This is a genomic window from Streptomyces sp. NPDC021356 (assembly GCF_040641015.1).
Classification (GTDB): domain Bacteria; phylum Actinomycetota; class Actinomycetes; order Streptomycetales; family Streptomycetaceae; genus Streptomyces.
The window spans coordinates 232,658-246,225 of the sequence record NZ_JBFACU010000001.1 but is presented as its reverse complement, the minus strand read 5'-3'; the positions used below and the strand labels follow the sequence as shown (position 1 = coordinate 246,225).

General features: G+C 73.6%; 11 protein-coding genes and 1 pseudogene. 2 read left to right on the top strand and 10 right to left on the bottom strand.

All coding sequences use genetic code 11. From position 1 onward, the window contains the following. Positions 1-15: 15 nt before the first annotated feature. A complete protein-coding gene (locus AB0G56_RS01070) occupies positions 16-1,851 on the top strand; it encodes a glycoside hydrolase family 15 protein (protein WP_360961618.1) in 1,836 nt (611 codons plus the stop codon). A 45-nt stretch (positions 1,852-1,896) separates the two neighbouring features. Here the strand turns inward: AB0G56_RS01070 and AB0G56_RS01065 are convergent, their stop codons facing one another. The 4 genes from AB0G56_RS01065 to AB0G56_RS01050 all read right to left on the bottom strand — a co-directional run bounded on the left by AB0G56_RS01065 (position 1,897) and on the right by AB0G56_RS01050 (position 7,367). Continuing rightward, the gene (locus AB0G56_RS01065; protein ID WP_360961616.1) at positions 1,897-2,742 is read right to left on the bottom strand and encodes a chitosanase; all 846 of its coding nucleotides are present in this window, start codon (positions 2,740-2,742) and stop codon (positions 1,897-1,899) included. Between the two features lie 138 nt (positions 2,743-2,880). Continuing rightward, complete coding sequence (locus AB0G56_RS01060) at positions 2,881-5,643, bottom strand: SpoIIE family protein phosphatase (protein ID WP_360961613.1); 2,763 nt, start codon at positions 5,641-5,643, stop codon at positions 2,881-2,883. A 368-nt stretch (positions 5,644-6,011) separates the two neighbouring features. After that, positions 6,012-6,704 carry a GAF and ANTAR domain-containing protein gene (locus AB0G56_RS01055; protein ID WP_360961610.1) on the bottom strand — a complete coding sequence of 231 codons (693 nt, stop codon included), beginning with the start codon at positions 6,702-6,704 and terminating at the stop codon, positions 6,012-6,014. 189 nt (positions 6,705-6,893) lie between these two features. Next, positions 6,894-7,367, bottom strand: a complete 474-nt coding sequence (locus AB0G56_RS01050; protein WP_360961607.1) for a hypothetical protein — start codon at positions 7,365-7,367, stop codon at positions 6,894-6,896. A gap of 402 nt (positions 7,368-7,769) precedes the next feature. Here AB0G56_RS01050 and AB0G56_RS01045 point away from each other — a divergent pair. Continuing rightward, positions 7,770-7,961 (top strand): annotated as a pseudogene (locus AB0G56_RS01045) (alkaline phosphatase family protein); the annotation flags it as partial. Positions 7,962-8,305: 344 nt separating this feature from the next. Here AB0G56_RS01045 and proP read toward each other — a convergent pair. The 6 genes from proP to AB0G56_RS01015 all read right to left on the bottom strand — a co-directional run bounded on the left by proP (position 8,306) and on the right by AB0G56_RS01015 (position 13,294). Further along, entirely contained in the window at positions 8,306-9,814 is a 1,509-nt protein-coding gene (gene proP, locus AB0G56_RS01040; protein WP_360961604.1) for a glycine betaine/L-proline transporter ProP, read from the bottom strand. Between the two features lie 224 nt (positions 9,815-10,038). Then, positions 10,039-10,911: a fructosamine kinase family protein gene (locus AB0G56_RS01035; RefSeq protein WP_360961601.1), complete on the bottom strand. Its 873-nt coding sequence runs from the start codon at positions 10,909-10,911 to the stop codon at positions 10,039-10,041. Beyond that, the gene (locus AB0G56_RS01030; protein ID WP_360961598.1) at positions 10,908-11,372 is read right to left on the bottom strand and encodes a low molecular weight protein-tyrosine-phosphatase; all 465 of its coding nucleotides are present in this window, start codon (positions 11,370-11,372) and stop codon (positions 10,908-10,910) included. Before AB0G56_RS01030 ends, AB0G56_RS01035 begins: the two co-directional genes overlap by 4 nt. 190 nt (positions 11,373-11,562) lie before the next feature. Further along, the gene (locus AB0G56_RS01025) at positions 11,563-12,303 is read right to left on the bottom strand and encodes a metallophosphoesterase (RefSeq protein WP_360961595.1); all 741 of its coding nucleotides are present in this window, start codon (positions 12,301-12,303) and stop codon (positions 11,563-11,565) included. Continuing rightward, the gene (locus AB0G56_RS01020) at positions 12,300-12,590 is read right to left on the bottom strand and encodes a hypothetical protein (RefSeq protein ID WP_360961592.1); all 291 of its coding nucleotides are present in this window, start codon (positions 12,588-12,590) and stop codon (positions 12,300-12,302) included. Before AB0G56_RS01020 ends, AB0G56_RS01025 begins: the two co-directional genes overlap by 4 nt. Then, a complete protein-coding gene (locus AB0G56_RS01015; protein ID WP_360961590.1) occupies positions 12,587-13,294 on the bottom strand; it encodes a nucleotidyltransferase family protein in 708 nt (235 codons plus the stop codon). Before AB0G56_RS01015 ends, AB0G56_RS01020 begins: the two co-directional genes overlap by 4 nt. Positions 13,295-13,568 lie beyond the last annotated feature (274 nt).

Sequence of the window (13,568 nt, the reverse complement as noted above, 5' to 3'; positions counted from 1 at the left end):
AGGGAGGCCGCAGCGATGGCCGACACACCGAGCCCGCCGCCGGTGGCGGGCGTGCGCCGGTACGTGCCGATCGCCGACCACGGCCTGATCGGAGACCTGCGCACGGTCGCCCTCGTGGGCACCGACGGCACGATCGACTGGTACTGCTGCCCCTCCTTCGACGCCCCCAGCGTCTTCGCCGCCGTACTGGACGCCGAGCGGGGCGGCTGCTTCGAACTCGCCGCGGCCCAGGGAGCCCGCACCAAGCAGTTCTACTTCCCCGACACCAACGTGCTGATCACCCGGTTCTTCACCGAGGACGGCGTCGGCGAGGTGCAGGACTTCATGCCGGTGTGCGGCGACGGCGGCGACGCCGAACGCCACCGCCTGATCCGGCGCGTGGTGTGCGTGCGGGGTACCGTCCCCTTCCGCGCGCGCGTGGCCCCCCGCTTCCGCTACGGCGCCGACCCGCACACGGTGCGCATCGAGGGCCACCTGGCCCTGTTCGAGTCCGCGGCCTCCGCCCTCGCCCTCACCGCCACCGTGCCCCTGGAGACCGAGGGACCGGACGTCCGCGCCGACTTCAAGCTCACCGAGGGCGAGTCGGCGGTCTTCGCCCTGGACCAGGTGGGCGGCGAGGTGGCTCCGCGCCGGTGCGCGCGGGCCGAGGCGGAGGAGCAGTTCGCGGCCACCGTGGCGTACTGGCGGCGCTGGATCGCGCAGTCCCGCTACCGCGGCCGCTGGCGGGAGATGGTCCACCGCTCCGCGCTCACCCTGAAACTCCTCACCTACGCCCCGACCGGCGCCATCGTCGCCGCGCCCACGACCAGCCTGCCCGAACGCATCGGGGGCGAACGCAACTGGGACTACCGCTACGTCTGGGTGCGCGACGCGGCGTTCGCGGTCTACGCCCTGCTGCGCCTCGGTTTCAGCGGCGAGGCCGCGGCCTTCATGCGGTTCCTCACCCGGCACATCAGCCCGGGCGACGGCAAGGCCACCGGCCCGCTGCAGATCATGTACGGCATCGACGGCCGGACCGAACTCCCCGAGTACGAACTGCCCCATCTCCAGGGCCACCAGGGCTCCGCCCCGGTCCGCGTCGGCAACGCCGCCGCCGACCAGCTCCAGCTCGACATCTACGGCGCCCTGATCGACTCCATCTACCTCTACGACAAGTGGGCCGAGCCGATCTCCAGCGCCCAGTGGGACGACGTGTGCGCGCTGGTGGACTGGGTCTGCGACAACTGGGACCAGCCCGACGAGGGCGTGTGGGAGACCCGCGGCGGACGCCGGAACTTCCTGTACTCGCGCCTGATGTGCTGGGTCTCGGTCGAACGCGCCGTCCGGCTGGCCAACCACCGCGGGCTGCCCGCCGACCTGGCGCGCTGGCAGCGCGCCCGCGACACGATCTACCGCCGCGTCATGGACCGCGGCTGGTCCGAGCGGCGCCAGGCGTTCGTCCAGTACGAGGGCGGCGACGTGCTGGACGCCGCCGTCCTCATGATGCCGCTGGCCAAGTTCATCGCCCCGACCGACCCGAAGTGGCTGTCCACCCTCGACGCGCTCACCGAGGACCTGGTCTCCGACTCCCTCGTCTACCGCTACGACCCGCGCACCAGCCCGGACGGGCTGCGCGGCGAGGAGGGCACCTTCTCGATCTGCTCCTTCTGGTACGTCGAGGCCCTGACCCGCGCGGGGCGCCTGGACGAGGCCCGCCTCGCCTTCGAGAAGATGCTCACCTACGCCAACCACCTCGGCCTGTACGCGGAGGAGATCGGCCGCACCGGCGAACAGCAGGGCAACTTCCCGCAGGCCTTCACCCACCTGTCCCTGATCAGCGCCGCCTACAACCTCGACCGCGCCCTGGGCTGACGGCCGCGGGTCCCGCTGCCGGGTCCCGCGGCCCGCCGGTGCGCGTCAGCCGATGTGGTACGAGTCGCCGTACACCTTCCAGTCCAGCGGCGGCTTCAGGTCGAGGTTGCCCTTGCGCAGGAAGACCCGCTGCTCGGTGTCGACCCTGCTGGTGTCGCTGTGCGCCTCCTCCTGCTTCATGGCCCACACCCGGGCGTCCAGGAACGCGTTCAGGTACGTCACCTCGTCGCCGCCCCGCGCCGGCGGCTCGGCGCTGCGCAGCGCCCGCTTGCGTATGCTGCCGAAGCTCGTCGGGTCGTCTCCGTCGCCGTGCATCACGATGGCGTCGTAGTAGGCGAACTGGCCGAGCGCGCGCAGCCCGTCCGCCTTGCCCTGCGCGACGGCCGGGTCGAAGTACACGCGGTCCCGCTCGTCGTTCTGGGCCTGCTGGAACGCGGTGTCCTTGGCCGCCGTGCGCCAGTCCTTGGTGAAGTCCGGGTCGAGTCCGGCGTGGGAGTCGCTGCCGTCGACCTTGCGCAGGGCGGGCAGGTACTTGGCGAGCACGTTGCCGGGCCTGCGGTCGGTGTAGAGCTGGACCAGGTCGAGCATGTCGCCGGTGCCGGAGCAGAAGCCGATGATGCCGGCGGTGTAGCCGCGGCCGTCACCGATGTCCTCGATGTACTTGTACTGCGCCTTCCAGTCGAGCGAGGAGTTCTCCGCGCTCGACACCAGCTTCATGGCGATCTCCTTCTTCGCCGGGTCGTCCAGGCCGGGCGCCGCCGCCGGGGACGCCATCGCGTGGGGTGCGGCGCCGAGCAGGGGCACGGCGGCCAGCCAGGCGCGGAGGAGGGTGAGGACGGCGCGGCGGGAGGCGCCGGCCGTCCTGGACGTTTCGGGGTTCTGATGCACCACGGGGGCTCCAAGTGCGAGTGGGGGGAGGGGAGTTGACCCGCAGGCCAACTGATAGGAAGGTTTCCTACCAGAAGCTCGAACATGCAGTCACCCACCGCGCGGAGAATTCGTAGGAACGAACGAGGGGGCGCATCGGGTTCAGGACAGGGACTGCTCGGCCCAGATGACCTTCCCGGTGGGCGTGTAGCGCGTGCCCCAGCGGTCCGCGAGCTGGGCGACCAGGAACAGCCCCCGGCCGCCCTCGTCGGTGGACGCCGCGTACCGCAGATGCGGCGAGGTGCTGCTGCTGTCGAAGACCTCGCAGATCAGGGCGGTGTCGCGCAGCATCCGTACCCGGATGGGAGCGCTGCCGTACCGGATCGCGTTGGTGACCAGCTCACTGAGGATCAGCTCCGTGGTGAAGGCCGCCTCCTCGAGCCCCCACCGCGCCAGCCGCCGGTTCACCGAGGCCCGTACGTCGGCGACGGCCGCCGGATCCGCGGGCACCTCCCACTCGGTGACCCGGTCGGCGTGCAGCGCCCGGGTCCGCGCGACGAGCAGCGCGATGTCGTCACCCGGCCGGAGGGGCAGCCGCGAGTCCAGCACCGCGCGGCACGTCTCCTCGGGCGACTCGCCGGCCGAGGACAGCGCGCCCCGCAACTCCTCCAGGCCGACGTCGATGTCCCGCGCCCGGTCCTCGACGAGCCCGTCGGTGTACAGGACCAGACGGCTGCCCTCGGCGAGTTCCAGTTCGGCCGTCTCGAACGGCAGGCCGCCGAGCCCGAGCGGGGGACCGGCGGGCACGTCGGCGAACGTCACCGCCCCGTCCGGCGCGATCACGGCCGGCGGCGGGTGGCCCGCGCGGGCCATCACGCAGCGCCGGGAGACGGGATCGTAGATCGCGTACAGGCAGGTCGCCCCGATCACGGGCGCGGCGGTGCCGTCGGCCGTCTCGTCCTGGTCGATCCGGTCGACCATCTCGTCCAGCAGTCCGAGCAGTTCGTCGGGCGGCAGGTCGAGGGAGGAGAAGTTGTGCACCGCGGTGCGCAGCCGTCCCATGGTGGCCGCGGCGTGCAGCCCGTGGCCGACCACGTCCCCCACCACGAGCGCCACCCGCGCTCCCGACAGCGGCAGCACGTCGAACCAGTCCCCGCCCACCCCCGCCTGCGCGGGCAGATAGCGGTAGGCGATGTCCAGGGCGCCCTGCTCGGGCAGGCTGCGGGGCAGCAGGCTGCGCTGCAGGGTGACCGCCATGCCGTGCTCGCGCGTGTAGCGGCGGGCGTTGTCGATGGAGACCGCGGCCCGGGCGACCAGTTCCTCCGCCAGGGCCAGTTCCTCGGCGTCGAACGGCTCGTCCTTCTCCGAGCGCCAGAAGTCGACCAGGCCCAGCACGACGGCGCCCGCCCGTACCGGGACGGTGATCAGCGAGTGGATGCCGTACCGCACCACCCGCCCGGCGCGTTCCACGTCCTGCGCCAGCCAGCCCGGGGCGGCCTCCAGGCGCGGCTCCAGGACCGGGCGGCGGGTGCTGAGGCCGTGCGCCTGCGGGGACGAGGCGACGAAGCGGATCTGCGCGCCCACCGGGTACAGGGGGGCGTCCTCGCGGATGCCGCCGGACGCCGTACGGCGCATCGGGCCGCCCTGGCCGGGCTCCTCACCGCGCAGGACGGCGTCGTACAGGTCCACCGTGACGAAGTCCGCGAAGCGGGGCACGGCCACCCGCACCAGCTCCTGAGCCGTCCGGGTCACGTCCAGGGTGGTGCCCACGCCCACCCCGGCGTCGTAGAGCAGGCTCAGCCGCTCGCGGGCCACCTCCGCGCGGCCGGAGAGGGCGCGCAGCTCCGTGGAGTCGCGCAGGGTGGCCACGCTGCCCGACGGGCCGCCCTCCAGGTCGGTGGGCCGCTGGTTGACCGCCAGCAGCCGGTCGCCGACCAGGCGCACCTCGTCGGTGGCGATCCGCCCGGACGCCAGCAGCTCCGCCGTGCCCTGATCGAGACCCAGGTCGAGCACCCCGCGGCCCTCCGCGTCCGCGGGCAGGCCGAGCAGGCGGTGCGCCTCGTCGTTGGCGAGGAGCAGCCGGCCCTCGCCGCCGACGATGATCACGCCTTCCCGGACCGAGTGCAGCACCGCGTCGTGGTGCTCGTACATCCGGGTCATCTCGCCCGGGCCCAGCCCGTGCGTCTGGCGCAGCAGCCGCCTGCTGACCAGTGCCGTTCCCGCGGTGGCCAGGGCGACGCCGACGGCAGCGGCGCCCAGCACCACGGGAAGCTGCCGGTCCGCCAGACCCCCCGCGTTGTGCGTGGTGATGCCGGCCGCGACCAGCCCCACGACCCTGCCGTCGGGCGCCCTGACGGGTACGACCGCCTGCACCAGCCGCCCGATGGTCCCGTTGACCTCCTCCACGACGGGCCGTCCGTGCAGCGCCGGTTCGATGGCGCCCACGAACTTCTGGCCGATCCGGCCCGGCACGGGGTGCGTGTAGCGGATCCCGGCGGTGTTCATCACGACGATGAAGTCGACGTGCGCCGCCTTGCGGGCCGCCTCGGCCTGCGGTTGGAGTACGGCCGTCGGGTTCGGGCCGGTGAGCGCGGCGCTGGTCCCCGGCGCGTTGGCGAACGTCTCGGCGACCGCCAGCGACCGGTTGCGGGCCTCCTGCGTGCTGTCGTGCTGCACCTGGAGCACCAGGGCGACCACCGCGGCCACGACCAGCAGCAGCACCACGACGACCTGGAGCACGAACACCTGTCCGGCGACGCTGCGGCCGCGCATGGCCGCCCGCAGCCGCGCGAACCAGCCGCCCGCGGCCCGGCTCCGCTCGGCGCGCTCACGCGCTCGGCGAGCGGGGCCGGGCGCCGGCTGGAGGCGCTGACCGCCGAAACGGCGGGTCGACCGGGTACCGGCTCGACCCGGGAGTCGGACCATGTGCCATGTCTACACTGCCGGGCCCCTCGTTGCGAGGCCCGTCACCCCCGGCGCCCGGGGGCCGTTCGCCGGCACCGCGCGCTGTCCGTTCGGCGCCCCCTCGCGCGCGGCGGCGGCGCGCCGCGCGCCGGGCGGCGTCCACCGGGCCGACGGGCGCGGCACCCCGCGGCGGCGGTGCGGTGCCGGCGGGGCCCGCCGTCCGGCTCACCGGTACGGCCGTCCGGGTGGTGCGGGCCGACCCTGCCCGGCCCGGCGGCGGCGCGGTGCGGGCGGGGGCCAGGCCGGGCCTGTCCGGGGCTCGGGCTTGCGGCCGGGCCGTGGGCCGAGCATGTGGCCGGGCCGTGGGCCGAGTACGTGGCCGGCCGTGGTCAGGGCTTGTGGGGGGCCTTCTGGCGGATGTTCTGGGCGACGTCGCGGAGTTTTACGTTGTGGTGCTGGGAGATGCGGCGCAGCACGGCGAACGCGTCCTCCTCGCTGAGCCGGTGCCGCTCGCGGAGTATGCCCATGGCCTCGCCGATGGCGTGCCGGGTCTCCAGCGCGTGTTCCAACTGGTCGACGGTGCGGGCGCCGGCCAGGGCGACGGCGGCGTGCGAGGCGAGCAGCCAGCCGGCCGTCTCGCTCTCCTGGGTGAAGGCGCCGGGGCGGCTGGAGTAGCAGTCCAGCGCTCCGAAGTCCTGGTCGTCGGTGTACAGCAGGAAGCCCATCATGCTGCCGATGCCCAGTTCCCTGGCGGCCGGCGCGTACCGCGGCCAGTCGGGCTGCGGGGCGCCGAGGTCGGGGATGCGGAAGACCCGGTCGCCATTGACCCGGCGGGCGGCGTCGAAGCAGGGTCCCTCCCCGAGCTCGCCCTGCAGGCGGTCGGACTCCTCGACCATCTGCCCGGTCACGGCCAGGCTCACGGCGCGCCCCTTGCGCACGGCCAGGATCCCCGCGGCTTCGCACCCGTCGATGAGTTCGACCGCGGCGGAGGCGATCTCGTCGAGCGTCGCCGCCGGGGAGTCCTGGGCCAGCAGACGCCGGGCGAGGTCGGCCATCTGTTCGGCGAAGTCGCGCCAGTCCATCCCTGCACACCACCCTTCTCCCGGCCGCGTGTGCCGCTCCCGGGGGGTGTCGTGCCCAGGGATTCCGGCCTTCGCAGCGTACCTCTCGTCCGCCGTCGCAAGGCGTAACGCGATCATGGCATGCCGGTGCCCCGGCCGGGGGCCGGGGCACCGGTGGGACGGCTCACAGCCGCATGGGCGCGGCCGGGATCAGGACCCCCAGGTGCCCTGGCCGACGGCGCACCGCCAGCCGGAACCGTGCAGGGTGAACTTCAGCTTGTAGTTGCGGGTGTTGAGCAGGTGGGTGCGGACCTTGAAGCCGAGGTTCGCCTTTCCCTTGAAGGTCCGCGCGGAGACGGACACGGTCTTCGACGTCCTGTGGCTGATCCGGCCGCCCTTGGCCGTCGCCGAACCGAAGCGGAGGTTGCGGACGTCGGTCACGGTGAAGGTGACGTTCTTGTAGCTGCGGCTGGTCCTGCTCCTGACGCCGAAGTACAGGCCGCCGCCCGTCACCCAGCCGTTGTGGTCCACGTAGAACCGGCTCGGGTAGACGATGTCGACCGGGCACCCCGAGCTCTGCGGGGTGGCGGTCGCCGCCGAGGCGGCACCCGCCAGTCCCAGCTGGGCGGTGGTGAGGACGCCGGTGGTGACCAGGGCCGCGACGGCCGTGCGTGTGCGGTTCATTGCGGTGCTACCTCTTCCCCCTGCGGCCCTCGCGGGCCGGTACGACATGACCCGCGAGCCCCCCTCGGGCGACCCGCCGGTCAGTGACGACGTATTTCCTAGCACGGACGACAGCCGTGAAGGCAACGTCTGTGACGACAGTGCCACTTGGTGACGAAACCGGGACATTTGCGAGGCAACCCGGATGACGTCCGGCCGCTCACGACGCGCGGGCCCCCTGGGGGCGGGCGCTCCGGAGCCGTGGGCCGCGAGCCCGGTGGCGCCGCGCCGGCGTGGGCCACGGCTTGGTCAACTGCTGTGCACCCGTTGGTCACTTGTTCACCCGCTGCCCCAATCTCCCCCCGCCGCAGGGGGCAGACAGGGGTCGGCGGCCCGTCCACCCCCGGGGCGGGCCGCAGACTCCTGGGTTCGGCCGCCGGCGCGCTGGGCGGCGCCGCGACGCTCTCCCTCCTCCCACCGAGCGTCCAGAAGGCCGTCGCCGCCGAGCCGCCCCGGCACGGCTCCCTGCGCGACATCGAGCACGTCGTCCTGCTGATGCAGGAGAACCGGTCCTTCGACCACTACTTCGCAACCCTCAAGGGGGTACGCGGCTTCGGCGGCCGCCGGCGCGGACTTCGTGGTCTTCACCGGCGTCGAGGAACCGAACATCAGCATCCGGCGGCGCGAGACGTTCGGCGACTTCACCTCCCCCTTCCGTCTCTCCCGCAGCCGCCCGCGCCCGCCCCGGCTGCCGCACGACACGGCGGAGCAGCCGGAGAAGGCCAGGGAAGAGGTGGCCACGCTGCCCAGGCCACACTGGCCGGCGCCGACCAGAGCTTCCCCCACCAGGAGCGGGGGCACCGGCCGCACCTGTGAGCAATGCTCCCGGATCCGCGCGCCGGCGGGTCCGGGAGCAACGGCCCGCGGCGGTGCGGTCGCGCGGCTTCCGGTCCGGCGGTTCAGAACCTGGGAGCGGGCGCCTGGCTCTCCACCATCTGCGCCGCCTCCTCCGCGGTCGCCACGGCGGGCGGGGACCCCGCCAGCGGCCGGCGCGCGGTCTCCTTCATGCACACCACGGAGACCACGCCGACCAGCGCCGCGGCCATGGCGTAGTAGGCGGGCATCAGCCGGCTGCCGCTGACCGAGATCAGCGCGGTGATCACCAGCGGGGTCGTCCCGCCGAAGAGCGAGGTGGCCAGGTTGTACCCGATGGACAGGGAGCCGTAGCGCACCTCGGTCGGGAACAGGGCGGGCAGCGCCGCCGACATCGTCCCGAGCATGCACACCAGGGACAGCCCCAGCATCAGCATCCCCACCGTCACCGACACCGTGCCGCCCTGTCCGATCAGCAGGAACGCCGGCACCGACAGCAGCAGGAAGCCCAGCATGCCGGTCATGAGGACGGGCTTGCGGCCGATCCGGTCGGAGAGCCTGCCCACCTGGTTGATCAGCAGCATCAGCACCACCATGGTGCCGATCAGGACCAGCAGGCCGTTCGTCTCGGAGTAGCCCAGCTCGTCCGACAGATAGGTGGGCATGTACGACAGGAGCATGTAGTCGGTGATGTTGTAGGCGCCGACCAGGCAGACGCACAGCAGGAGGGACGGCCAGTACTGGCGGAAGATCTTGGCGAGATCCCCCTTGGCGGTCGTCTCCACCGCGGACGCCGCCTCGGACGCCCGGTGCACGGAGGCGTCCCCCAGCTTCTGGAACGCGGGCGTCTCGTCCAGCCGCAGCCGCAGGTACAGGCCGACCAGCCCGATGGGACCGGCCACCAGGAACGGCACGCGCCACCCCCAGGACTCCATCCCGTCGCTGCCGAGGAACGTGGTCAGCAGCGTCACCAGGCCCGACGCGCCGACGTACCCGGCGAGCGTGCCCAGCTCCAGGAAGCTCCCGAAGAACCCCCGCCGCCGGTCGGGCGCGTACTCGGCGATGAACGTGGAGGCACCGCCGTACTCCCCGCCGGTGGAGAAGCCCTGCACCAGCCGGAAGAAGATCAGCAGCGCCGGGGCCCAGAAGCCGATCGCGGCGTACGACGGGATCAGGCCGATGGCGAACGTCCCGATCGCCATCATGATCATGGTCATGGCGAGCACGGTCTTGCGGCCGATCTTGTCGCCCATCGGGCCGAACACCATGCCGCCGAGCGGACGCACCAGGAACGACACGGCGAAGGTCGCGAACGACGACAGCAGCTCGACCGTGGCGTTCCCGGACGGGAAGAACACGTGACCGATGGTGACGGCCAGGTAGCTGTAGATGCCGAAGTCGAACCACTCCATGGCGTTGCCCAGGGAGGCGGCCTTCACCGCGCGCCGTACCGCACGCTCGTCGGTGACGGTGATGTCGGTCCGCCGCAGCGGGGGGTTCCTGCGGCGTTCCGCGGCCCGGAACAACAGGCGATGGCGTCTGACGGCACCGCGATCGGCGTCGTTCTCCCGGAGCTCGTCTCCATTGCCCGCCATGAGGGCTCCTCTCTGCCGGCACACAGGCGTCCAGGAGACCGCCTGCTCACCCGTGGCGATGGCAAACGGGCCATCCGCCCGGAGCGAGATTCGCCACGTCGGCGGTATCGGCCGCTCCCGGCCGCTCCCGGACCGTCCCGGCCGCTTCCGGGCCCATGACCGTCAGCTTCCGGCCGCTCCCGGCCACTCACGGACGCTCCCCGCGCTTAAGGCCCCTGTGGCCGTCAGCTTCCGGCCGTACGGGCCGCCTCGACCGCCTGTTCGCCGTACCCGCCGCCGAACAGCACCGCGTGCACCAGCAGGGGAAACAGCTGGTGGATGCCTACGCGCCCGCTCCAGCCGTCGGCGAGGGGCGCCCTCTCCCGGTAGGCGTCCAGGATCCGGTCCAGGTGCGGACAGCCGAACAGGTGAAGCATGGCCAGGTCGGTCTCCCGGTGCCCGCCGTGCGCGGCCGGGTCGATCAGCCAGACCTCACCCTGCGAGTCCCACAGGACGTTGCCGTTCCACAGGTCGCCGTGCAGCCGCGCCGGCGGTTCCGCGGGGCCCGCCAGCTCGGGCAGGCGGTCCAGGACGTCCTCGATCACCGCCGCCCCGGCGGGGCGCAGCGCGCCGTCGTCGACGGCACGGCGCAGGTAGGGCAGCACCCGGTGCTCGGCGTACCAGGCCGGCCAGTCGGCGCCCGGGACGTTGCGCAGGGGCGCGCGTCCGATACGGGCGTCCTCGGGGCCGCCGGGCGGCGGCGCTCCGAACGCGGGTGCGCCCGCGGCGTGCAGGGCGGCGAGGTCGCGGCCGAACCGCGCCGCGCCGCGGGCGCTCGGCGGGCCCGGGGCGATCCGGTCGCTCACCAGCCACCGCCGGTCGTGGCCGTGCACCGCGGGGATCCGTACGGCGCCTGCGTCGGCGAGCCAGCGCAGGCCCGCCGCCTCGGCGCGTACGGCACCGGGGTCGTCACCGTGCTTGACCACCACCACCCGGCCGTCGTCCAGGGTCACCTCGGTGAGCGCTGCGGTCACCGGGCGTTCGCCGGTCGCGCGGCACCCGGTCAGGCGGGCCGCGGCAGCAGCGGGACCGTCGGCACCCCTGGGACGGCTGGTCACGGCCCCAGGCGCTCCCGCGTCCAGGCGAGCAGGCCGGGCACCGCGGACTCGATCATCGCCAGCACCTCGTCGAACCCTTCCGGGCCGCCGTAGTACGGATCGGGGACGTCGAGGTCACCGGTCGCGCCCGGGTCGAACGAGCGCAGCATCCGGACCCGGGACGGGTCCTCGACGAGACGGCGCAGCGCCTTCTCGTGGCCGCGGTCCATGGCCAGGAACAGGTCGGCGTCCAGGTGCTCGGCGCCGACCTGCGCGGCCACGTGTTCGACCGGGTAGCCGTGCCGGGCCAGCACCTCGCCGGCCCGCGCGTCGATGGCTTCCCCGGCGTGCCAGGGGCCGATGCCGGCACTGCTGACCCGCACCTCGCCGTCGAGGCGCGCCCGGCGCAGGTGCTCCGCGAACACCAGCGCGGCGGAGGGGGATCGGCAGATGTTCCCGCTGCAGACGAAACAGATGTGCACGGCCCCAGGGTACGGAATCGGCCGCGGACGGGCAGCGGTGCCCAGGTGTGGCCCGGCGCTCGCGTGTGCCCGGCCGCCCGCGTGGGCTCCGGCGCTCGTGTGTGCTCCGGCACTCGTGTGCGCTCCGGCGCTCGCTTGGGCTCCGGCCGCCCGTGTGTGCGGGCGGCCGGCGCGGTCACGGCCCTGCTGCTCAGGCTTCTCCGGCATCGGCGCCGTGCAGGTGGTACACGTGGAACGCGCGTCCGATGACCGGCTGCGCGACGTTGCGCACGCGGACGCCGCCGCTGGTCATGCCGTTCTCCGTACCGGCGTGCGCGTGGCCGTGCACGGCCAGGTCGGCGCCGGCCGTGTCGACGGCCTCGGCCAGCAGGTAGCTGCCTAGGAACGGGTAGATCTCCAGGGGCTCACCGGCGAGCGTCTCCGGGACGGGCGAGTAGTGCGTGAGGGCGATCCGTACGTCGCAGCCCTGCTCGCCCAGCCGCTGGAGCGACGCGCGCAGGCCGTCGGCGCAGCGGCGGCTGCACCGCACGAACTCCTTCATCAGCGGCTCGCCGAACTCGCCCGCGCTGCGGCCGAGGAAGCCACCGCCGAACCCCTTGGTCCCCGCGACGCCGACCCGGGCCCCGCCGCACTCCACGACGACCCCACGCCCCTCCAGCACCTCGGCGCCGGCGTCCTCCAGGACGGCGGCCACCTCCTCGGGCCGGTCGTCGTGGTGGTCGTGGTTGCCGAGGACCGCCACGACCGGCACCGCGAGGCCCTTGATCTCGTCGGCCACCACCCGGGCCTCCTCGAGCGTGCCGTGCCGGGTGAGGTCGCCCGCCAGCAGCAGCAGGTCGGCGCACTCGGGCAGCGTCTCGAAGGCGGGCCGGAGCGTGCCCTGGGTCTCGGGCGCCATGTGGATGTCCCCGACGGCGGCGATCCGGATCATGCGAGGTCCTCCGCGTGGTCGGGGGAGGAGGCGTCGGCGACGACGACGTCGCAGTGGACCCGGTGGCCGGCCAGCTCGGCGTCGACCAGGCCGCAGATCTCCTCGCGGCAGTGCGCCGAGGGGACCGTTCCCGTGAGCAGCACGCTCTCGCCGCGCACCTCCAGCCGTACCCCCAGTTCGCCGAGCGGGCCGCCGGCGATGCGCTCCCTGAGGTGGGCGACGCGGTACTCCAGGTTGTCCCCGCACGCGGGAGGGCCGGACGTCCGCTCTCCGCCGTGGTGGTTCATGACCGCTCCCTCGGCGCCCTCCGCGGGGCGATGACGTTCATCCGTTCGAGCAGGAAGAAGAAGGAGGCCGGCATGGGGTCGTCCCCGCAGGCACGCCGGACCCGCTCCCAGTCGACCTTCTCCCGCAGGGCGCGCGCGATGGGGAGCACGGCGCCGAAGTCGCAGTGGTGCTCGGAGAAGGCGGCGATCAGACTCCACAGCAGGTCGGTCGGGGCCAGGACGGGCATGCGTACGGAGTCCACCGGCAGTTCCTCGGCCCGGCCGAGCATCTCCCGGGAGACGGGCTGGTGGGCGAGGACGAAGATCACGTCGATGTCCTGGTCGAAGCAGGTGGCCTTGATGAGCCAGTCCTCCGGCGGCTCGTAGACGGTGAGGCCGTTCTCCCGCAGGGTGGCCGCCACCGCCCGGGCGTCCTCGGGCAGGACGCAGAAGTCGGCGTCGTGCTGCAGGTTCTCGCTCCCGCCGTGCGCGTACACGGCCACGCTGCCCGCCAGCGCGAAGGGGTGCCCCTTCCGTTTGAGGAGGGCCCCCACCTGCTTGGCCGCCTCCAGGATCGCCTGGTTGCGGTCCCGGGGGAGTTGCTCCCGCTCCTGCGGCGTCCGTGGTGGGGGGTGCGCGGGTCGCCCCGCACCGCCCGCCGCCAGACGAAGACCCGGCGGTCCGGCCCGCCGCGCCGGGGCCGTCCCGCCTCCGTCCCCTGCCATGACCGCTCCCTCCGCCGCACTCACGGCCGCCGGGAACCGGTCGGCCGCCCCGGCCGGCGGTGCCCGGCCGGGGCGGCCGCCCCGGCTCGGCCCCGGCCCCGCGGGTCGTCCGCCTGTTCCGGTGCCCTTCTGATGCCCGGTCGGGTACCCGGCGCACCCGTCCCGACACAGCGGGGCTCGGCCGGGATGCTCGCGTCCCGGCGGCATGGCGGCGCTGGGGCCACGCGTCGGGCGTGTCCCGGGCGGCTCCCTTCGGCCGGGGCCATTTCCGCAG